Genomic DNA, 21,044 nt, shown 5'->3' on the forward strand with positions numbered 1-21,044 from the left:
CTGAGTGATTGCTCTCGTGCTCGGTCTGGTGCTGCTGGGAATCTTCGCGCTGCGCGTGAGCCGGGAGCCGCGGCGCCTCGGCAACGGGATCGTGCTGCTGATCGCGTTGGCGTTCACCATCATCGGGCTGATGGATTCCGAGGACAGCAGCGGGCTGACCTTCGCGGTCGGCGTGGTCATCGTGCTGTCACCGCTCCTCGTGCTGGTGCTGGCCGGATTGCTGATCGCCAACGGCGTGCTCATGGTGCGTCGCGAGGGGCGGCGGGTGGCCAACTTCCTGTCGTTCGGGCTCGGACTGGCCTTGATCGCGCCCTACGTGCTGTTCGTGGTGACCCTGCTGCTCGGCAGCCCCTGGTTCGCGGCAGCCATGGCCTCCATCACGCTGGTGGTCAGCTATATCGGTTTCCTGCTGCTGGCCTTCCTGCTGTATTCCTTCGTCTACCTGAGACTGCCGTATCGGCGTGGGATGGGCGCGATCGTGGTGCACGGGTCCGGATTGATCGGATCGCGGGTGCCGCCGCTGCTGGCGAGCCGCCTGGATCGCGCCCTGCGCGTGTACTCCGCCGAGATCACCGCCGGGCATCGGCCACTGCTGGTCACCAGCGGCGGCAAGGGATCGGACGAGACGGTGGCCGAGGCCGACGCCATGGCCGGATACCTCATCGACCGGGGCCTGCCGGAGACGGCCGTGCTGCGCGAGGACCGCTCCACCACCACCCGCGAAAACCTGCTCTACACCCGGAATCTGCTCGCCCAGCACGGGATCGCCCCGCGAATGGTGCTGGTGACCAGTAACTTTCACGCCCTGCGTACCGCGATCCTCGCGCGCCGAATGGGTTTGGACGCGGCCGTGGTCGGCTCCCGCACCGCGCCCTACTATCTGCCGAGCGCCATCCTGCGGGAATTCGCGGGAATCCTGTTCGAGCACAAGTGGACCAACGCGCTCATCTGCCTGGTCCTCGCGGCCCTGCCGATCCTGGCGCTGCTGGCCATCCCGTCCGATCCGGTGTGGCACGAGGCCCTTCGCGTCTAGGGTGGTTACACAGACTGCTCGTATGCGGCCCGCGTTCCTGCAACGGGGCAGGGCGCGGTGAACCGAAAGGACACCGCATGTCGCTCGCGGAATTGCGCAGCCAGCTGCTGCGCCGCAAACCACTCACCGATATCGACGACGACACACCCGACGACGAACGACTATCCCGGCACCTGGGCCTGTGGCAGCTGACCGCCATCGGTGTCGGCGGCATCATCGGCGCGGGCATCTTCTCCCTGGCCGGATCGGTCGCCAACAAGACCGCCGGACCGGCCGTGCTCATCTCCTTCCTCATCGCCGGTGTGGCCAGCGCCTGCGCGGCGCTCTGCTACGCCGAATTCGCGGGCATGGTGCCCAGGGCCGGATCCGCCTACACCTACGGCTACGTGTCGCTGGGCGAACTCGCGGCCTGGTTCATCGGCTGGGATCTGCTGCTGGAGTACATCGCCGTGGCGGCCGTGGTCGCCATCGGCGTCTCGGGCTACTTCAACTTCCTGCTGGAACAGATCGGGCTGGAACTGCCCGCCTGGATGCTCGGCGCGCCCGATACCGGTGAGGGGCATCGGGTCGACCTGTTCGCCGTGCTGTTCTGCCTCGGCACCGCCTACGTGCTGTCCCGGGGCATCCGCAGCGTGGGCCGCTTCGAGACGGTGTTCGTGGCCATCAAGGTGGCGCTGGTGCTGCTGATCATCGGACTCGGCGTCTTCCACATCAACAGCGCCAACTACAGCCCGTACTTCCCGTACGGCACCGCCGCGGTGTGGACCGGTGCGGCGACGGTGTTCTTCGCCGTCTTCGGCTACGACGCCATGAGCACCGCCGCCGAGGAATCCACCGAGGCGAAAAAGCAACTGCCCAAAGCGATTCTGTACTCGCTGGGCATCGCCATGGTGCTGTACGTGCTGGCCACCCTGGTGCTCACCGGCATGCAGAAGTACACCGAGATCAGCCCCACCAGCGGCTTCTCCACCGCGTTCAAATCGGTGGGGATGCCCGGTGTCGCGAACATCATCGCGGTGGGCGCGATCGTCGGCATCATCACCGTGGTGCTCACCTTCATGCTGGGCGTGACCCGCGTCTGGTACGCCATGAGCCGCGACGGACTGCTGCCGGAGTGGTTCGCGAAAACCCATCCGCAGCGCAAGGTTCCGACCCGCGTCACCTGGATCGTGGGCGTCGCGTCCGCGATCCTGGCCGGGGTGCTGCCCATCAACACCGTGGCCGAGCTGACCAATATCGGCATCCTGATGGCGTTCATCGTGGTGAGCATCTCGGTGATCGTGCTGCGCTACAGCCGGCCCGACGAACCCCGCGAATTCCGGTTGCCGCTCATGCCGGTGGTGCCGGTCGTCGGGATCGGGTTCTCGGTGTATCTCATCTGGTCGCTGCCGTGGGAGACCTGGCTGCGCTTCGGATTCTGGCTGCTGCTCGGATTGATCGTGTACTTCGCGTATTCGCGGACGCACTCGCGGTTGCAGCGCCGGCCCGGCGCGGAGGTCGCCGGAAACGGCTGAGCGGCAGCCGGTTCCGGGACACCTTCACGCACGGGCGGTGCGGGTGAGCACGGCCAGTGCCGCCGCCAGCACCGCCATCCCGCACCACGCGATGAGGGAAAGCCGCTCGCCGAGCACGCAGACACCCAGTACGGCGGCGACTGCCGGCTCGGCGAGGGTCAATGTGGTGGCCGTGGCGACGGTGGTGTGGCGCAGGCCGTATCCGAACAGGCGGTAGGCGAAGAAGGTGGTGAACACCGCCAGATGCAGTGCCACGGCCGCACCGCGCGCAGTGGTGAGCCCGGTGCCGCCGGTGCTCAGCAGCACCGGCAGCACCAGTACGGCGGCGAGCCCGAACATCGCGCCGAGGACGCGATCGGAGGCATGGCCGCGTGTGATGAGCGTGCCGCCGACCAGGGAGTAGACGGCGTAGGTCAAGCCGCCGCAGAGGGCCAGGACCGCGCCGAGCGGGTCGACTGCCGCGTGCTCGCCGCTCGCGGCCGGATTCGATACCAGTACGGCACAACCGATTACGGCCAGTCCGGTGGCGACGGACCAGCGGGCGGTGGGCCTGCCGTGCCCGGTCAGCCAGGCCAGCAGACCGGCGAAGACCGGTGCCGCACCGAGTGCCAGCACCGTGGCGACCGCGACGCCGGTACGCGCCACGGCCGGATAGAAGGTGACCGGATACGCGGCGACCGCGCACGCGCCGAGCACGAGCAGTCGGCGCTCGAAGCCGGTGCAGCGCAAGCGTTTCCCGCGCGCGGTCGCGAAGAGCAGCAGGCCGCCGAGTGCGAGGCCCGCGCAACCCGTTGCGGCGGCGGGTGTTCCGGCCGGGGCGAAGGACGCGGCGGTCCCGGTGGTGCCCCACAGCACGGCAGCGGCGAGGATTCGAGCGGGGCCGTTCCAGGTTGTCGAAACCTCGGCCGGGGAGGGGGTGGTGGCGTGGTGATGCGGCACAGTCGTGCACTCCGTCGTCGAATTCCGGATGAAGGATGGAATCGAAACGGGCGCACGAGAAACCGGCCTGTCCCCGGTACGGAGATCAGCCGAGAGATGCGGCGACGATCAGCCGGTGCGCCCGATCAGGCGGCCGGCGGCGGTGTGACGGTATGCCAGTAGGTACCCACCTGGTCGAGCATAACGGGCGTCGATCCGCGTCGAAGAACATGCGAAGTGCCTCCGAGCGGAGACGAAGAATATTCGATAGAGTCCGGCTGTGAAGAAGGTTCCTTCGGTGCCGGCGCCGAGTGTGCCGCGCCCGCGTCCACCGATCGACGAGATCGACCGGGTGCTGCTCGACCATCTCGCCCGCGACGGCCGCATGACCAACAACGCGCTGGCCGAGGCGGCGGGGATCGCGCCCTCCACCTGCCTGGGGCGGGTGCGCGCCCTGGTGGAACGCGGCGTGATCCGCGGATTCCACGCGGATATCGACCCCGCCGCGCTCGGCCGGGATCTGCAGGCCATGATCGCGGTGCGGGTGCAATCCTCGGCACGCGGCCACCTGGCGCAGTTCGGCGAGCAGATGGGCGCGCTGCCCGAGGTGGAGAACGTCTACTTCATCGCGGGCGCGGACGACTATCTGATCCATGTGGCCACCGCGAATTCCGAAGAGCTGCGCCGATTCGTCCTCGACAATCTCAGTGCGCATCCGGCGGTCGCCTCCACCGAGACGATCCTCATCTTCGAACATCTCCGGCCGGGCGGCGGTCGCACACCCTGAGCTGGTGGCACCGCCGTTCGTCGGTCCGGTGTCAGGCCGCCAGGCTGTGTGCGGCGTAACCGTGCGCTGCCGCAACGGATTCCGACAGCAGAACCCCGTCGTGGGTGCTCAGTCCGGCGGCCAGTCCCGCATCGGCGGCCACGGCGGCGCGCCAGCCCTTGTCGGCCAGGGCCATCGCGTAGGGCAGTGTCGCGTTGGTGAGCGCCACCGTGGAGGTGTGCGGCACCGCGCCGGGCATGTTCGCCACGCAGTAGAAGATCGAATCGTGCACGCGGTAGGTCGGCTCGGCGTGCGTGGTGGCATGCGAGTCGGCGAAGCAGCCGCCCTGGTCGATGGCGATGTCGACCAGCACCGAACCCGGCTTCATCTGCGCGACAAGCTCGTTCGACACCAGGGTGGGGGCCTTCGCGCCGGGGACCAGCACCGCGCCGATCACCAGATCGGCCTCGCGCACCAGATTCTCCACCTCGAGCCGATTCGACATGATGGTGCGGACCTGGCCGTGGTAGAGATCGTCGATCTCGCGCAGGCGGGCGATGTTCAGGTCCAGCACGGTGACCTCGGCGTGCATCCCGTGCGCGACGGCGATGGCATTGCGCCCGGCCACGCCCGCGCCGATCACGACCACCTGCGCGGGGCGCACGCCGGGCACGCCGCCCATGAGCACGCCGCGACCACCGCCGCTGCGCATCAGATGGTATGAACCCGCCTGCGGCGCAAGGCGTCCGGCGACCTCGCTCATGGGGGCGAGCAGCGGCAGGGAGCCGTCGCGGGCGGTGACCGTCTCGTAGGCGAGGGCGGTGATGCCGGAGTTCAGCAGGGCGTCGGTGCACTCCTTGGAGGCGGCCAGATGCAGGTAGGTGAACAGCGTCTGGCCGGCGCGCAGGCGCGAGTATTCCTCGGCGACAGGCTCTTTCACCTTGAGGACCAGATCCGCGATGCCCCAGACCTCGTCGGCGGTGCCGAGTACGCGCGCACCGGCCACGGAGTAGGCGGCATCGTCGAAGGTGGATCCGACGCCCGCGCCGGATTCGATGTACACCTCGTGCCCGCGCGCGACCAGCTCGTGCACACCGGAGGGGGTGCAGGCGACCCGGTACTCGTGGTTCTTGACCTCGCGAGGGATTCCGATCTTCATGCTGTACTCCTGAGCGTCGTCTCGAGCAGTCGGGGCGACCGCCGCTTCTTCTGTTTCGAGTATGAAGTTTCTGCGAGATCATCTCCATATCGCTGAAGAAGATTCTGATGATGAGCTATATGGCGTCGATATGTTCAGCGCTGTGGCGGTCGTCACCGGTGCTCGGTGAATCATCTTCGGCCGCGTCGCGACTACGCCCACAGTGAAATGGACACGCGCCAAACCTGATTCGCCTCGAGAATGAGCGCCATGGACGACATCCTGCTCACCCCTCCGGACGCCGACGAGGTGCATCTGCTGGCCTGTGGCGTCTGCGCCGCGGTCACCGGGGAGGACGGGCTCACCCCGTTGCAGCAGCTGCTGATTCCCGCACTGTTCCTGTCCATGACCGGGCATCCGATCGAACTCGACGCGGTCCGGCCGCTCAGCGCCGAGGAATTCGCGCACCGGCTGGCCCGGCGCAACCGGGTCTTCCGGGAGCGCATCGTGCAGACCATGCTGCTGGCCGCGCTGGTCGTGCGGCCGCTACCGGCCGCCGTCGCCGATCGGCTGCGCGAATACGCCGACGCGCTGGGCGTGGACGACGACATGATCGCGGTCGCGCGCAAGTACGCCGACGGCGCGGTGGATCTCGCCGCCGTCGACTTCGCCCGCAACGGCTACCTGGGCGGGCTCGACCTCAGCCGCCTCGACGCCCTGCACACTCACGACCTCGACACCTCGTGGGGACAGGTCTCCGACGATCCGGCGCTGGCCGGACGCTGGGCCGAACTCGCCGGCCTGCCGGTCGGCACGCTGGGCCGCGGCGTCGCCGACTTCTACCGCGACCGCGGATTCGTCACGCCAGGCAAACCCGGCTCGGCCCCGCCGCTGCTCGCCCAGCACGACTGGGTGCACGTGCTCGCGGGCTACGGAACGACCCTCGAGAACGAGATCGAGGTCTTCGCCTTCATGGCCCGCGCCAACGACGACCCGCGCGCCTTCAGCCTGCTCGCCATGGTGATCTCACTCTTCGAAACCGGCTATCTGCGCGCGGGCGCGGGCCTGTTCGAAGCCAACGAGGGCCATCTGCGCTCGACCGGCATGGCCACCCGCCTCGGCGACGCCATGCGCCGCGGCGCGCTCACCCAGGGCAGTCACGACTTCCTGGACCTGGACTGGTTCACCCTCGCCGACCGCCCGATCACCGTGGTGCGCAACGATATCGGCCTCGTCGCCAAATCCGGGACCGCGGTCGCGGCGGGCTCGGTCGGACCGTGGCAGGCCGGCGGCATCACGCCGTATCAGCTCAACTCCGCCCGCAGCGTCGCCGACAGCGACGGCGTGCCCTACATACCGTGGCAGCCCGACCCATCCCGCGACTGACGGCGGCAGCTCCGGCGCGTCCGCAGCCGGAATCCTCAGGGGCAGTGCACGATTGCGTCCTGGCGCGCGTCGATCCTACCGGGATGGCGCTATGCCGAGCCGAGCAGTTCGAGCATCCCCGCCACCGCGGCGGGCCAGGTGAACTGTTCGGCTCGGGTGCGGGCGGCGAGGCGGCGGCCGTCGGTGGGCATGGCGAGGACGTCGGTGACGGCCTGGGCGAAGGCGTCCGGGTGGTCGGCGGCTACCGCGCCGCAGTCGGCGGTGACGATATCGGCCAGGGCCGAGGAGCGGCTGGCCACCACGGGGGTGCCCGCCGCGAGGGCTTCGAGGGCGGCCAGGCCGAAGGTTTCGTGCGGGCCGGGGGCCAGGGAGACGTCGGCGGTGGCCAGCAGGGTGGCCAAATGCGTTCTGTCGTCGATGAATCCGGTGAAATGCACGCTGGGCAGGCCGTCGTCGAGGTCGGGCAGGGAGCGGGCCCGGCGTTCGAGGGCTTCGCGGCGGGGTCCGTCCCCGGCCACGATGAGCCGGGCGTTGACGCCCTCGCGGCGCAGCGCCCCGATCGCCTCGATACTGCGGTCCACGCGTTTCTCGACCGAGAGCCGCCCGCAGTGCACGAGCAGCGGCCGATCCGCCGCGCCCAGGTCGGTGCGCAGGCGGCGGTCCTGCCGGTGCGGGCTGAACAGGTCCAGATCCACGCCTAGCGGCACCAGTTCCACATTCTCGGCGTCGATGCGCTGGAACTCCTCCCGCGCGAAAGCCGTTGTGCAGACCACGATGTCGTAGTTCTGCGCGGTTCGCCGGTTGGCCGCGTCCGCCGCCCGCCGCGCCATCGGCCCCGGCAGCACCTGGCCCAGCAGCCGATCCAGCCGCTCATGCGAGATCATCACGCTCGCCACCTCCCGGCGGCGCGCCCAGCCGCCGAAACCGCGCAGGGTCAGCCGATCCGACACCTCGAGCACATCCGGGCGCAGCCCGCCCAGCACATCCGCCACCCGGCGCGGATCCGCCGCCCGATAGCCGCCCGTCCACGGAATCGCCATGGCAGGCACCGTGATCCGCACGACGCCGCTGGGCAGCACCTCCTCGCCGGGCCGTGCGCCGGGCACGATCAGCACCACCTCGTGCCCCGCCGCCACATACCCCTCGCCGAGGTGATGCAGTGCGGTGCGCAACCCCCCGGACCGCGGACCGTAGAAATTAGCCAGCTGCACTATGCGCACGGGCCGATCGTGGCAGGGCTACGGGTAACCAACGGCACCCGCACCGCCAATTCCGTGTGAACACCCGCGAAAGAACCGGCCAACCCGGGCGCGAACGCAACTGAGGTCACCTGATGCCTGTTCACCGGGTGCGAGGCGCGCAAACGTTTGTGGCGACAAAGAATCTGTGATCAAGTGGGGGCGGATGCGTGATCCCGGCCATCCGGGAAAGGGGAGATGTATGAGTGCCAGAAGTGAGCTCGAGCGGGAACTGGGTGGGCCTGTCGCCGCGCTCGAGATGTTGTCGGAGTCCGAGATCGCGGACCTGCTGCAGATGTTCAAGGACGCGCAGCGCACCGAGGCGGCCGCCATGGTCGAGGCCGTCGACAAGACGGTGGGCGCGCTGCCCTGGCCGCTGAGCACCGCGGCCAAGAAGATCATGTTCGGCAACAAGCTCGGGTAGGGGAGATGAGCGATCTGGTGACCCGGGCGCAGATCACCCTGCTGTCCCGGACCCTGCACGTATCGGACGACAAGCTGGCCCACCTGGAGAAGCTCGGGGCGGCCAACCTGCACGATCTGCAGGAACGCATGGCGAAAGTCATTTTCGCGCAACACAATGCGACGTTCTCGCGGTTGACGCTGCTGGTGCCGATCATTCCGCTCACCATCTCGCTGCCGCTGGTGCAGCGTATGGTGCCGCCGGTCATGGCCGGGCGCGCGGCGGGCGCCATCGGGGTGGATCATCCGAAGAAGGCCGCCGAGGCGGTCGGCATGCTGAAACCCGCCTACGCCGCGGACGCCGCACCGTATATGGACCCGCACGCCGTCGGGCAGCTCGCCGACGTCGCGCCCGCCGAACCGGTCATGGGGATCATCAACGAGATCCTGCGCCGCCGCGACTACGTGACAGCGGGACCATTCCTCGCCTATGCCACACCGGAATTGGTGCGCGCGGTCGAGGACAGCGTGCACGACGACGAAGGGCTCATCCGGGCCGCGTCCTACGCGTACTCGGGCGAGAACATCAGCGTCATCATCCGGCATCTGCTCGCCGGCAGCGGTAAGCGGATACCGAAGCTGGTGCAGACCATCATCAGCGGCTCCAAGGATCTGCGGCTGGCCGCGCTGTCGGTGTTCGCACGCTGCGACGCCGACGTGGTCGAGGGCATCGGCGACATCCTGTTCGAACTCGGCACGCCGGATGAGATCACCGACCTCGTCTCGGCGTTCATCGCCGACGGCGCGATCCCCGAGACGCTGCGCTTCACCGGGCAGCTGAGCGGCTCGGCCCTGGACAAGCTGGCCGCCACGCCGATCGCCGAGGACCCGGAGGCGATCGACGCGATCGCCGCGGCGGTGCACGGCATCACCGAGGCGGCCGTCTGGCGTGGCCTGCTGGAATTCGGTTCTCGCACCGCACCGGCCGCCGCGCGCCGAATCGGCGGCCAGATCTCGCGTTTCGACGACGACACCCTGGCCCAGCTGCCCGCGCTGGCCACCCAAGCGCAGCTGTGGCCACAGCTGCTGCGCGTACTGGCCGCCGCCGAACCCGACGCGCAGTCGCGGATCGGCGCATCGTGGTCGGCGCTACCGGAATCCGACTGCGCGGAGCTGGAACAGCGGATCAGCGAGCTGGAACTGGACGAGGCGCTGGCCTCACTGACGGCCACGGTGCGCATCTCGCGCTGAGTCCGCGGATCTCGTCCCGAAACACCGAGATGCGTTCGGCGACAGTGGGATCACGTCCGCACGGGAACCGCCTGCGCGGCGGCTCCCGGTGCGGGCGGGATCCGCACCGGGAGACCCGGCCTCGACCCCTCGCGGGTCGAGACCTGCCCCGACCTGTCGCGGGTGCGAGATCTGCACGCCCCGCCACGGGTCCGAGAGCCATTGCCGCTCAGCGCAATTCCTCGATGGTGCGCGCGAACGCGGCGGCGCCGTGCCCGGCCCGGATCTGCCGGTCGATGAGCTCGGCGATCGGTGCGATGAGATCGGTCGCGACCCCGGCATCCCGGGACGCCCGCACGATCGCGTTCACCGCGGCCTGCTGGAATTCCAGATGCTGCACCTCGGCACTGTAGTCGCGGGAATCGATGGCCCCGGCGTATCCCGGAAACCCCTGCGCCATGGCGGTCACCCACGGCACCGCCCGCTGCGCGAACTCCTGCGCGCTGACACCGGCCGAGCTCATCATGGCGGCCCCGTGGAAGAACCCGGCGAACATCATGTACATGCCCGACAGCAGCGAGAAGTCGTAGAGCGCCGCGAGCCCCGGGTCGTCACCGAGGAATTCGGCCGTGCCCAGCAGTTCGAGCGTGGCCCGGTGCGCCTCGAACAGCGCCTTGTCCCCGCTGTAGAGGATCGACGAGGCCGGCGTCCCGATCATCGACGGGACGGCCATGATGCCGCCGTCGAGGAACTCGATACCGTGCTCGTCCGCCCAGCGCGCCAGCTCTCGCGACTCCTCCGGCGCGGTGCTGGTCAGATTGATCAGCCGCTTGCCCCGCAGCTGCGAGACCACCGGATCCAGGGTCTGATGCACCGACGCGTGATCGAGCAGCACCGCGATGATCACCTCACCGTTGTCGATCGCCTCGGCCACCGACCCGGCCCCGACCGCACCGGCGGCCACCAATTCCGCGTCCCGCCCGGCCGTCCGATTCCACACGGTCGCCGACACGCCACCGGTCAGGAAGGTCGCGGCCAGTGCCTTGCCCATCGCGCCGAGCCCGAGCACGGTCACCTGAGTGTTCGTCATTGTGGGACAACTCCTTCGATAGTCGAGATTCATCGGCGCGCGCTGGAATCGAGGTTGCCCGCCCCGGCGTTGCCCCACAAGTACGCACTATTTTCTTTGGTACTGACCAAAAGGTATGTATCGAGCGAGGAGGTTCGACCGGTGGGCGAAAAGAGATCCGGGCCATACATCTGTGGCATCGACTCCGCCATGGATGTGGTCGGCGGCAAGTGGAAAGCCCTCATCCTGTGGGAACTGCAGGCGTACGGCACCCGCCGCTTCGGCGAACTCCGTCGCGGCCTGCCCGGCGTCTCGGAGAAAATGCTCAACCAGCAACTGCGCGAACTGGTCGAGGACGACATCGTCCACCGCGAGATCTACGCGGAGATCCCACCCCGCGTCGAATACTCCCTCACCCCCGAAGGCCAAGCCCTCAACGAGGCCCTGGCCCCCCTCGGCGCCTGGGGCACCCGCCGCAACAAGCGCATCAACGCCGAGAAGGTCATCGTCGAGGTCGCCTGAGCAGGGTTATTCGTGACTGCCCCGAAACGGTTGGCGCTGAGCGGCTTCGGGGCGTAAGACTCATGGTCGTGCGACCGGGTGAGATCTTTGCGGGGTACCGGATTACCGGGGTGCTGGGCGCCGGGGGGATGGGGACCGTGTACCTGGCGCGACATCCGCGCTTGCCGCGCGAGGACGCGGTGAAGGTGCTGTTGCCGGCGGCGAGTGCGGATGAGACGTTCCGGGCGCGGTTCCTGCGCGAGGCGGAACTCGCGGCGCGCCTGCGGCATCCGAATATCGTCACGATCCACGATCGGGGCGAGAACGCCGGCTGCCTGTGGATCGCCATGCAGTATGTGGCCGGGAGTGATGCCGCGGAAGTCGCGCGGAGCGGGGAGCTGCCCGTGTGGCGGGCGGTGCACATCATCGAGGAGGCGGCGCGGGGCCTGGACGCGGCGCACGCGGCAGGGCTGCTGCATCGAGACGTGAAGCCCGCCAATATCTTGATCGCCCAGGGGTCGGCCGGACCCGATCGAGTGCTGGTGACGGACTTCGGAATCGCCCGGGCGGTGGGGGATTCGACGGCGTTGACCGAGGAGGGCGAGGTGCTCGCCACGCTCGCCTATGCCGCACCCGAGCAGATCAGTGCGGGGACGGTCGATCATCGGGCCGATGTGTACGCGCTGGGTGGGACGCTCTACTACCTGCTGACCGGTCGGACACCCTTTCCCCGGCCGACGCCCGCGACGGTGATGTACGCGCACCTCTACGAGCAGGCGCCGCGGCCGTCGCACGAAAAGCCGGGTGTCCCAGGGGAATTCGATGCCGTCATCGCCCGGGCGATGGCCAAGAATCCGGCGGACCGCTACCCGAGCTGTGGCGCGCTGGCGGCTGCCGCGGCGGCCGCATTGCGCGGGGAACGGGAACCGGACATGCCGGTGCGCGTGGAGCCGCTCCCACCCCCGCGGCGCGGCAGACGTCCGGTGACCGTGGTCGCCGTGGTCGCCCTCGTGCTCGCCGTCATCGCCGGAGTCGTGTTCTGGCGCAGGCCCTTCGGGGAGACACCGGCCGCGCCCGCGTCCGCGCAACCCTCACCTACCGTGTCGAATGCACGACCGTGGAGCACCTATCAGTTCGTGGTCGACGCCTTCCCGGACCTGTTGCCCCGCACCCCCTTCGATACCGGATACCGCGGCATCCACTGCACCGCGTTCGCCACCACCAACGAGGACAAAGCCCAGTACGGCGCATCCCCACCGTTGGACAAGGCCCAGACCCTGGCCGCACTGCAGTGTCTGGGCGACCGTGATCCGGTGACGAACCTGATCGTGGCCTGCTACACCGCGCGGAATCCGATGCCGAACACACAGGGCCTGGTGCCGTTCGAAGGAACACCGGCAACCGAAACCTGGACGCGCGCAACGGGTAGCGGTTCGATCATGTGGGGGATGTCCGCCATGTCCGGCACCCTCGGCGGACAGGTCGCACTGTACTTCGACAGCACCACCCGCAATCACTGCCAGATCGCGGTGTTCGGCGATCTGGTCACCGGGCAGGATCTGCGCGACGGGTGGTGGCCGAATGCGCCCATCTGACCGTGCTTTTCGCATGCTTCCCGTGCTGGGTGCACTGCTGTCGGTCGCGCTGCTGGTGAGCGGCTGTGTGATCGACGGCTCGCCCCGTCCGGTGACGCCCGACTTCACCGGCCTCGATCTCGGCGGTTACAGCGGTGAACCGCTCACCATGCCCGCCGAGACCGGGGAAAGCCGAGGCCGCATGGTCGAATCGATCCGCATGTTCGACGTGGCGGTGGCGCCGTCGGCGATCGATTCCGCGCTGCGCTACTACTCGGTGTTCCCGGTGCCGACACCGAATCAGGCGGTCGGCGTGCTCGCCGCCGCCACACGCGCCACGCTCACCGCCAACGGCATGCTGGCCGGAATGAGCTTCGGCGGTCACGACAATCCGACCGGGTGGCCGCAGCTGGGCGTGTCCCGGGCCATGCGGATCACCGTGCTGCGGATGCGCGACGACTCCGCGGCACGTGCGGCCGCGCGAGCGGTGGACGCCGACGACTTCGCCGTCAGTCCCGAGAATGTGGCCGTCACCATCCCCGGATACGCGGACGCGCGCGGACATTGGCGTCCGCGCGTACCGACAGTGGCCGCGACCCTCGCGCACGGCCCCTATGTCGTCACCGTGCTCTCCATTCAGCCGACCACCGATCTGGTGGCACTGACAGCGCCAATCCAGGCTGCCTTCGACGCCGTGCTGCCGAAGCTGGACACCTTCACCCCGACGCCCGCCGACGGGATCGCGGAACTGCCGCTGGATCGGGACGATATGCTCGCCCGCACCCTGCCCGCCGCGCCGGGACAGTGGCCGTACCCCAGCCTGTATCAGGACAACCGCAACAGTCTCGCCGGCTGGGGCGGAGCGCGCTTCGTGACCGGCGTCGTCTACGGCCCGGTCGTCGGAACCACCTGGTTCAACGAGCCGGGCGACAGCGAGATCCTCCCGATCGAGCGGGTGGCGTACGTCGGATTCACCTATGCCGCAAGGTTTCCCGATGCCGCCACCGCGCGCCGCGCCCTCGCGAAACGATCCGGCCCGGTGACCGGCCGCAATCCGGTTGCCGCACCGGGGCACATCCCGGATGCGACCTGTTTCGAGACGCCGGACGTCTCCGATCACGCCCGCGAACGACGCTTCACCTGCCAGATACTCGACGGCCGGTATCTCGCCCGGGTGTACGGCCCCGATCTGGCGACCGCGCATGCCAGGGCGACCGCACAGTACGCATTACTGGTGCGCAGTCGATAGTGTGAGACGCATGGGGGGACTACCGCCCGGAGCGGTCGTCTCGGGATACCAGGTCGTACGACTGATCGCCGCCGGGCGCAGCGGTGAGGTGTACCTGGCCCGCCATCCCCGGCTGCCACGCCACGACGCGGTCAAGGTCCTCGCGGGCATCCGCGCCGATGATCCGCGATTCCGGGCACGATTCCTGCGCGAAGCCGAACTGGCCGCGCGCCTGGACCATCCGAATATCGTCACCGTTCACGACTGCGGCAGCACCAGCGAACTGCTGTGGATCGCCATGGAATTCGTGGATGGATACGATGCCGCGACCCTGATCCGCCGCCACCCCGCAGGCCTCTCACCGGAGCGCGCCGTCGCGCTGGTGACCGCCGCCGCGGCGGGGCTGGACGCCGCCCACCACGCCGGACTGCTGCACCTGGATGTGAAACCCGCCAACCTGCTCATCGAACCCGGCGGCGACCGAGCGGGGGATCGAGTGCTGGTCGCCGACTTCGGAATCGCCCGTGCCGCAGACGAATTCGGAGACGGACCGCAGCGGACGGTGGGAACCCTCGCCTACACCGCGCCCGAACTGATCAGCGGACGGCCCGCCGATCGCCGCTCCGACATCTATTCCCTGGGCTGCACCCTCTACCAGTTGCTCACCGGGCGAGTGCCGTTCCCGCGCGGGAATCCGGCGGCCGTGATGCACGCACATCTCACCGTGGCACCACCACCGCCCAGCACCGTGAGTCCCGCTGTGCCCGTGGCCCTCGACGCGGTGGTGCGAAGCGCGCTCGCCAAGGATCCCGACGACCGCTACGACAGCTGCGGGGCGTTGGCGTGGGCGGCGGGCCGTGCCCTCGAAGCCGCTGCCGATGCCGCCGAAGGCACCCCGCGCGTCGGGGACGCGGGCCGGAACGTCCGGAGAGCCGCGAGTCCGCGGCGTCGGTGGATCCGTGCCGGGCTCGTGGCAGCGGTGCTCGCGGCCGGGACGGCGATCGCGGTGTCGAGAATGTCGTCCCCGGATTCGCCGGGCGCGGCGGTCACCACCGCGCCTGTATCGACCAGTGCGGCAGCTGTATCGAGCTGGGCGGCACACCAATTCGTCGTCGACACTGTCCCGCGGTTGCTTCCCGCCACGCCGAGTGTGGCCGGTTACCAGGGGCTGCGCTGCTCGGCCATCGACGAGCAGGGGCAATCCCTGCCTCTCGATCAGCTCGGACGGCTGGCCCAGCTCATGTGCGGAGGCGATTACCGCCCGGTGCGCGTGCTCCAGGTCCTGTGCAATACCGATCGGACACCGATCGAGCGGCCCGCGACCGGCGAGTTCGCCGCCCAGGAGACCTGGACCCGGTCCAGCGGATCCGGACTCGTCGCCTGGCGCGACAGTACCGACAGCACCGGAAAACCCTACGGGCGCTTGCGAATCTTCTTCGACGAGCCGTCACGCAATTTCTGCGTGGTGGAGGCGCTGGGCGGTGCCGGCGGGCAGGAACTGCACGACGACTGGTGGCCTGGCGCGCCGATCTGATCGGTCACCGGAGCCCGGGGTTGCCCAGCCAGCGGGTCAGGGCTTGCTCGAGGCCGGTGATGTCTGGGGTGTCGGTGGCCCAGGCGATGTGGCCGTCGGGGCGGATGAGCAGGGCTGCGAGGTTGTGGGGGGTGGTGGGTTTGGCGGTGATCTGGTGGAGGCGGTCGGACCAGGGGGTGGTGAGGGTGCGGAGGGTGGGGGAGTCGGTGAGGTCGGCGAGAACCGCTCGGCCGGAGGTGAAGTGGTCGCTGAGGCGGGTGCCGTCGGAGAGGTCGAGGTCGGGGGTTCGTGCGCCGGTCAGGGGGTGGGTGCCCGGTAGGTCGTAGCGGTGCAGGATGCCGGAGATCTTCTTGAGGATTGTGGTCGCGCCGTCGGTGGTGGCGAACAGTTCGGTGGCCAGGGTGCGCAGGGCGCGGGAGCGTGGGTCGGTGCGCATGAGGGCGACCTGGGCTCTGGTCCACTCCAGTACCCAGGCGCCGATGGGGTGGCGTTCGGCGGTGTAGGTGTCGAGGAGGGTGTCGGGGGACAGGCCCCGGACCACCGCGGCGAGCTTCCAGCCGAGGTTCACCGCGTCGCCGATTCCGAGGTTGAGGCCCTGGCCGCCGAAGGGGGAGTGGACGTGGGCGGCGTCGCCGGCCAGCAGGACACGGCCACGGCGGTAGTCGGGGACCTGGCGGGTGTTGTCGGTGAAGCGTGTCGCTGAGTGGATGGCGTTGACACGGACGGAGATTCCGGTGACCGTCTCGATGCTCGCCTCGAGTTCGGCTGGGGTGATCGGGGATTCGCGGTCGGTGGGCGGGCCGTCGAGTTCGACGGTGAGGATGCGGCCGGGAAACGGTCCGTAGGTGTAGATGCCGGTGGGTGTGGTGTTCCAGCCCATCCGGAGCTGCTCGGCGCCGGTCATGTCGGCGATGGCTTGGCGGCCGGTGATTTCGGGGTCCAGGCCGGGGAATTCGAAGCCCGCGCGCTTGCGCACGGTGCTGCGGCCGCCGTCGCAGCCGACCGACCAGGAGGCGCGGATGGTGCGGCCTGCCGCCTCGACGGTGACGCCCACGCCGTCGTCGGTGAAGCCGCTGACCTCGCTGCCGCGTCGAATCTCCACACCCAGTTCGAGCGCGCGCTCGGTCAGGATCGCCTCGATCGCCTGCTGGGGGATCAGGAAGTAGTCCGCGGCCGGACCGAGATCGGCGAAATCCGGATCGTCGAAATCGATCGCCGCGGTGTCGAGCGTGATGCCCGAGAAGTGGCCGCCGGGGGGCCGGTGTCCCGGGGTCGGGATCTTCCCGCCACCGCCGCCGAAGAACTGGCCGACGCTCGCTATCGATTCCTCGTGCACGGCGGCCAGCTTCGGCAGCAGGCCGCGACGGGCGAACGCCTGTGCCGTCGGCACATTGATCGCGCCTGCCTTGACCGTCATATCCGGTTCGGTGAGACGTTCGAGCACCAGGACATCGATCCCGGCGAGCCGCAGTTCGCAGGCCAGCATCAGCCCTACCGGTCCGGCTCCGACCACCACCACATCATGTGCCTCGTTCATGGATACGACTGTGCGCGGCCGCGATCACCCGGCGCTTGCGTCGACTTGCGTCGTCCTTGCGCCGGGTGAGCGCGGGTCGTGCTGGTTGATCACAGTCGTCGCGCGCACCCTCCGTCCGCGCGATGGCCGATCAGCCCCAGCCGCGCGAATCCTGCTTCAGGGCCGTGTCGATGGCCAGACCCGAGGCCACCACCATGGCCAGCAGCGGCTGCGGCAGCGGGCGGTGGATCTGCACCACGTAGTTGTCCGCGGTGGTGAACATGGTCTTGAGCACGCCTTCGAAGGTCTTGGTGATGCGCGCGACCTCCTGATCGGTGTGGTCGTGAATGGCGAAATTCCAGGCCCGCCAGTTCTCGCCGCGAATGCCGCCGATCTTCTGGCCGTTCACCACGAAGGAGAAGTTGATCTTGCCGATCATATTGTCCTGCAGGATCTCCCCGATCGGCCTGCCCTGACCGTCCTCGAGCAGGAACTTCGATTTGAAGACCTTGGCGGGCCGGGTGATCCGCAACTGCGTCTGCCCGTAGGCGTCGCGCAGCTCGAGCTTGTGCGTCATGAACTGGTCGTAGCTGGTGAGGAAGCGCGCGGCCTTCTTCAAGGCGGACTGCCCGACCTGCACCACCGCACCGATCTGACGGCCGTGCTGATCGAAAACGCTGTACTCGTTGGCCATCTCGATGAGCTTGACCTTCTGATTCACCACCAGCACCGGTTCGGTGAACAGCGTCCCGCCACCCGCGTGCGACGGCGCGACCCCGGCCTGCTGCTGCACCTGCCGTTGAATATCGGCGGGATTGTTCGGCCCGCCGAGCTCGAACTCCCATGGGCTGGCGTCACCGCGCTGCTGCTGCGGCGCGTAACCCTGTTGTGCAACCTGCTGATACTGCGGTTGCTGCGCGTACTGCTGTTGCGGTTGCTGCGGTACGGGCTGCTGCGGTGGCACGGTTTGCTGTGCCGATTGCTGTTGCTGCTGGGTGTGTTCGGTCCATTGCGACCCGTCCCACCAGCGCAGAACGGGCGATCCAGGACGTTCGGGGTACCACCCCGGGGATTGACTCATGGGTGCACCCTAGCGGGCGTTGTGAGTATGCACTGAATGCACTTTTCGTCGCATTCGCGCCTCTATGATGGGCGGTCGAACCAGGGGTGACCGGTCGGCAGCGGCCGGGGAAACGGGGAAAGTATGTCCGTCGCAGTCGAATTCACCGCCGACAGGTTGTCACTGCCCCGGTCGTCGCGATGACGGATCTGGTCACCAACGCCCAGCTGGTCCTGCTCGCCCGCACCCTGCACGTCCCCCTGGAACGCATCGCCCACCTCGAAAGACTCGGCGCGCCACGGTTGCATGAACTGCAACAGCGCATGTCGGGCAAACTGTTCGATCAGCACAATCCGGTATTCGACCGGATCAGCTCCCTGGTCCCCATCGTTCCCCTCGGCATCTCGCTGCCCATCGTGCAACGCGTCGTCCCGCCCACCATGACCGGACGCGCCGCCGGCGCCGTCGGCGTCCAGCACCCCAAGAAGGCCGTCGACGCGCTCACCCGGCTCACCGTCGCCTACGCCGCCGACTGCGCACCCTTCCTCGACCCCCGCACGGTCGGCCAGCTCGCCGACGACGCGCCACCCGCGCCCGTCATCGAGATCGTCAACGAACTGCTGCGCCGCCGCGACTACATCACCGCCGGACCGTTCCTCGCCTTCGCCACGCCGGAACTGATCCGCGCCGTCGAAGCGGGCGTGCCCGATGACGAGGGCCTCATCCGCTCCGCCGCCTACGCCTACTCCGGCGAGCACATCAGTGCCATCGTGCGTCAACTGCTGGATGGCAACAGCCGCCGATTACCCGGCCTGCTGCGCACCGTGATCGACGGCTCCAAAGAACTACGGCTGGCGGCGCTCTCGGTCTTCGCGCGCTGCGCCCCCGACGTGATCTCCGACGTCGGCGACATCCTCTTCGACACCGCCCCGCCCTCGGCCATCGCCGACCTCATCAGTACCTTCCTCGGCGCCGGCGCCACCGCGGACATGCTGCGCTTCCTCGGCCAGCTCAGCCCGCCCACCCTGACCCGGCTGGCCCTCAACCCCGTCACCGGCGATATCGCCGAAGACCTCGTCGGCGCGGTCGACGGCAGCAGCGAACTCGCCCTGTGGCGCGGCGTACTCGAACCCCTGGCCCGCACCCCCGAGACCGTGCGCCGCCGCGCGGGAGCCCGTCTGGCCCAACTGGATACCGCCACCCTGGTCCTGCTGCCCGCCATCGCCCAGGCCGCCCGGCTGTGGGCGCCGCTGCTGTGGGTACTCGCCGCCACCGACGTCGACGTCCAAGCCCGACTCGGTGAACTCTGGGCCACCAGCACCCGGCTCGACCCCGACTTCCTGGAACGCCGCATCACCGACCAGCGCCTGGACTCCCTGCTCGCGACACTGACCGCAACATTGCGCGTACTGCGGCCGTTGTGATCGGTGTGATTCGAAAGGCGACAACTGATTTCGCATTGTCCGGGTAACTCGCCGGGGACGTCCGAAATCGGCTCGTTACGTGACCGCCGGCACGCGTGCACGGCGGTGACGGCACTTGGCCGGGCGCTGAAGTCTCGGGGAGGCGGGATGGTAAACAGGTGACGTGTCCGAAACTGGCGAACTCAGCACCTCCCGCGCTGTATCGGAAGTCGTCGACCTGGTCAGCACGCTGATCCGGTTCGACACCTCCAACACCGGCGAACTGGAAACCACCAAGGGCGAACAGGAATGCGCCGAGTGGGTGATAGAGCAGTTGCAGGAGGCCGGGTACACCACCGAATACGTGGAATCCGGAGCGCCCGGTCGCGGCAATGTGTTCGCCCGGCTGAAGGGCGCGGATTCGAGCCGCGGCGCGCTCATGATGCACGGGCACCTCGACGTGGTGCCCGCCGAGGCCGCCGACTGGAGCGTGCACCCGTTCTCCGGGGCCGTGCAGGACGGATACGTGTGGGGCCGCGGCGCGGTCGACATGAAGGATATGGTCGGCATGATGCTGGCCGTCGCCCGGCAGTTCAAGATCGAAGGCACGGTGCCGCCGCGCGATATCGTCTGGGCCTTCCTCGCCGACGAGGAGAACGGCGGACGCTGGGGCTCGCAGTGGCTCGTCGACAACCGGCCCGACCTGTTCGAGGGCATCAGCGAAGCCGTCGGCGAGGTCGGCGGATTCTCGCTCACCGTGCCCCGGCCCGACGGCACCGAGCGACGGCTCTACCTGGTGGAAACCGCGGAAAAAGGCCTGGGCTGGATGCGTTTGCGCGCCAAGGCCCGCGCCGGGCACGGCTCGTTCCTGCACGAGGACAATGCCGTCACCATCCTCGCGTCCGCGGTCGCGCGGATCGGCGCGCACACCTTCCCCCTGGTCGTCTCCGATTCGGTGGCCGAATTCCTGGCCGCAGTCGCCGAGGAATCCGGGCTCGAATTCGATCCGTCCAGCCCGGATATCGAAGGCCAGCTCGCCAAACTCGGCACCATCTCCCGCATCATCGGCGCGACCCTGCGCGACACCGCCAACCCGACCATGCTGCGCGCGGGCTACAAGGCCAATGTCATCCCGCAGACCGCCGAGGCCGTCATCGACTGCCGCGTGGTGCCGGGCCGCCAGGCCGCCTTCGAACGCGAGATCGACGAACTCATCGGACCCGACGTCGAACGCGAGTGGATCACCAAACTCGACTCCTACGAAACCACTTTCGACGGGCACCTGGTCGACGCCATGAACGACGCCATCCTCGCCCACGACCCGCAGGGCCGCACCGTCCCCTATATGCTCTCCGGCGGCACCGATGCGAAAGCCTTCGCGCGCTTGGGAATTCGCTGCTTCGGCTTCGCGCCGCTGCAACTGCCGCCCGACCTCGACTTCACCGCGCTCTTCCACGGCGTCGACGAGCGGGTGCCGGTGGAATCGCTCGAGTTCGGCACCCGCGTCCTGGAACACTTCCTCCTGAACAGCTGA

At 68.7% G+C, this 21,044-nt stretch carries 18 protein-coding genes; 12 read left to right on the forward strand and 6 right to left on the reverse strand.

Annotation, left to right across the window (positions count from 1 at the left end):
- Positions 1–4: 4 nt before the first annotated feature.
- Positions 5–1,033 carry a YdcF family protein gene (locus JK358_RS21240; RefSeq protein WP_201949510.1) on the forward strand — a complete coding sequence of 343 codons (1,029 nt, stop codon included), beginning with the start codon at positions 5–7 and terminating at the stop codon, positions 1,031–1,033.
- Between the two features lie 77 nt (positions 1,034–1,110).
- Positions 1,111–2,547, forward strand: coding sequence for an amino acid permease (locus tag JK358_RS21245; RefSeq protein ID WP_201949511.1), 1,437 nt, complete (start codon positions 1,111–1,113; stop codon positions 2,545–2,547).
- A gap of 24 nt (positions 2,548–2,571) precedes the next feature.
- On the opposite strand, the gene JK358_RS40410 is transcribed toward JK358_RS21245, so the two are convergent.
- A complete protein-coding gene (locus JK358_RS40410; protein WP_201949512.1) occupies positions 2,572–3,486 on the reverse strand; it encodes an EamA family transporter in 915 nt (304 codons plus the stop codon).
- Between the two features lie 259 nt (positions 3,487–3,745).
- On the opposite strand from JK358_RS40410, the gene JK358_RS21255 reads away from it, so the two are divergent.
- Entirely contained in the window at positions 3,746–4,252 is a 507-nt protein-coding gene (locus JK358_RS21255) for an Lrp/AsnC family transcriptional regulator (RefSeq protein ID WP_201949513.1), read from the forward strand.
- Positions 4,253–4,283: 31 nt separating this feature from the next.
- On the opposite strand, the gene ald is transcribed toward JK358_RS21255, so the two are convergent.
- On the reverse strand, positions 4,284–5,390 hold the full coding sequence (ald, locus tag JK358_RS21260; protein WP_201949514.1) for an alanine dehydrogenase: 1,107 nt from the start codon (positions 5,388–5,390) through the stop codon (positions 4,284–4,286).
- A gap of 249 nt (positions 5,391–5,639) precedes the next feature.
- Here ald and JK358_RS21265 point away from each other — a divergent pair, with 249 nt between their 5' ends.
- Positions 5,640–6,755, forward strand: a complete 1,116-nt coding sequence (locus JK358_RS21265; RefSeq protein ID WP_201949515.1) for a hypothetical protein — start codon at positions 5,640–5,642, stop codon at positions 6,753–6,755.
- A gap of 89 nt (positions 6,756–6,844) precedes the next feature.
- Here JK358_RS21265 and JK358_RS21270 read toward each other — a convergent pair whose 3' ends face one another.
- A complete protein-coding gene (locus JK358_RS21270) occupies positions 6,845–7,975 on the reverse strand; it encodes a glycosyltransferase (RefSeq protein ID WP_201949516.1) in 1,131 nt (376 codons plus the stop codon).
- 220 nt (positions 7,976–8,195) lie between these two features.
- Between JK358_RS21270 and JK358_RS21275 the strand changes: the two genes are divergently transcribed.
- Positions 8,196–8,417 (forward strand): hypothetical protein, encoded by a 222-nt coding sequence (locus JK358_RS21275; RefSeq protein ID WP_201949517.1) that lies wholly within the window; start codon positions 8,196–8,198, stop codon positions 8,415–8,417.
- Positions 8,418–8,422: 5 nt separating this feature from the next.
- Positions 8,423–9,646 (forward strand): hypothetical protein, encoded by a 1,224-nt coding sequence (locus JK358_RS21280; protein ID WP_201949518.1) that lies wholly within the window; start codon positions 8,423–8,425, stop codon positions 9,644–9,646.
- Positions 9,647–9,854: 208 nt separating this feature from the next.
- Here JK358_RS21280 and JK358_RS21285 read toward each other — a convergent pair whose 3' ends face one another.
- Complete coding sequence (locus JK358_RS21285; RefSeq protein ID WP_201949519.1) at positions 9,855–10,715, reverse strand: NAD(P)-dependent oxidoreductase; 861 nt, start codon at positions 10,713–10,715, stop codon at positions 9,855–9,857.
- A 141-nt stretch (positions 10,716–10,856) separates the two neighbouring features.
- Here JK358_RS21285 and JK358_RS21290 point away from each other — a divergent pair, with 141 nt between their 5' ends.
- From JK358_RS21290 to JK358_RS21305, 4 genes are all read left to right on the forward strand, one after another.
- Positions 10,857–11,216 carry a winged helix-turn-helix transcriptional regulator gene (locus tag JK358_RS21290; RefSeq protein WP_307817658.1) on the forward strand — a complete coding sequence of 120 codons (360 nt, stop codon included), beginning with the start codon at positions 10,857–10,859 and terminating at the stop codon, positions 11,214–11,216.
- 68 nt (positions 11,217–11,284) lie between these two features.
- Positions 11,285–12,790, forward strand: coding sequence for a serine/threonine-protein kinase (locus JK358_RS21295; RefSeq protein ID WP_372440694.1), 1,506 nt, complete (start codon positions 11,285–11,287; stop codon positions 12,788–12,790).
- Positions 12,791–12,812: 22 nt separating this feature from the next.
- Positions 12,813–14,018: a DUF7373 family lipoprotein gene (locus JK358_RS21300; protein WP_201949521.1), complete on the forward strand. Its 1,206-nt coding sequence runs from the start codon at positions 12,813–12,815 to the stop codon at positions 14,016–14,018.
- A gap of 10 nt (positions 14,019–14,028) precedes the next feature.
- Positions 14,029–15,531 (forward strand): serine/threonine-protein kinase, encoded by a 1,503-nt coding sequence (locus tag JK358_RS21305; RefSeq protein WP_201949522.1) that lies wholly within the window; start codon positions 14,029–14,031, stop codon positions 15,529–15,531.
- Positions 15,532–15,535: 4 nt separating this feature from the next.
- On the opposite strand, the gene JK358_RS21310 is transcribed toward JK358_RS21305, so the two are convergent.
- Both JK358_RS21310 and JK358_RS21315 read right to left on the reverse strand, forming a co-directional pair.
- Positions 15,536–17,068: an FAD-dependent monooxygenase gene (locus tag JK358_RS21310; RefSeq protein WP_201949523.1), complete on the reverse strand. Its 1,533-nt coding sequence runs from the start codon at positions 17,066–17,068 to the stop codon at positions 15,536–15,538.
- 130 nt (positions 17,069–17,198) lie between these two features.
- Positions 17,199–18,128: an LURP-one-related family protein gene (locus JK358_RS21315; RefSeq protein ID WP_201950183.1), complete on the reverse strand. Its 930-nt coding sequence runs from the start codon at positions 18,126–18,128 to the stop codon at positions 17,199–17,201.
- Positions 18,129–18,307: 179 nt separating this feature from the next.
- On the opposite strand from JK358_RS21315, the gene JK358_RS21320 reads away from it, so the two are divergent.
- Both JK358_RS21320 and JK358_RS21325 read left to right on the forward strand, forming a co-directional pair.
- Positions 18,308–19,531, forward strand: coding sequence for a hypothetical protein (locus tag JK358_RS21320; RefSeq protein WP_201949524.1), 1,224 nt, complete (start codon positions 18,308–18,310; stop codon positions 19,529–19,531).
- Between the two features lie 163 nt (positions 19,532–19,694).
- Positions 19,695–21,044 (forward strand): M20/M25/M40 family metallo-hydrolase, encoded by a 1,350-nt coding sequence (locus JK358_RS21325; protein ID WP_201949525.1) that lies wholly within the window; start codon positions 19,695–19,697, stop codon positions 21,042–21,044.

This window comes from Nocardia acididurans, from assembly GCF_016741815.1.
In the GTDB taxonomy this organism is placed as follows: domain Bacteria; phylum Actinomycetota; class Actinomycetes; order Mycobacteriales; family Mycobacteriaceae; genus Nocardia; species Nocardia acididurans.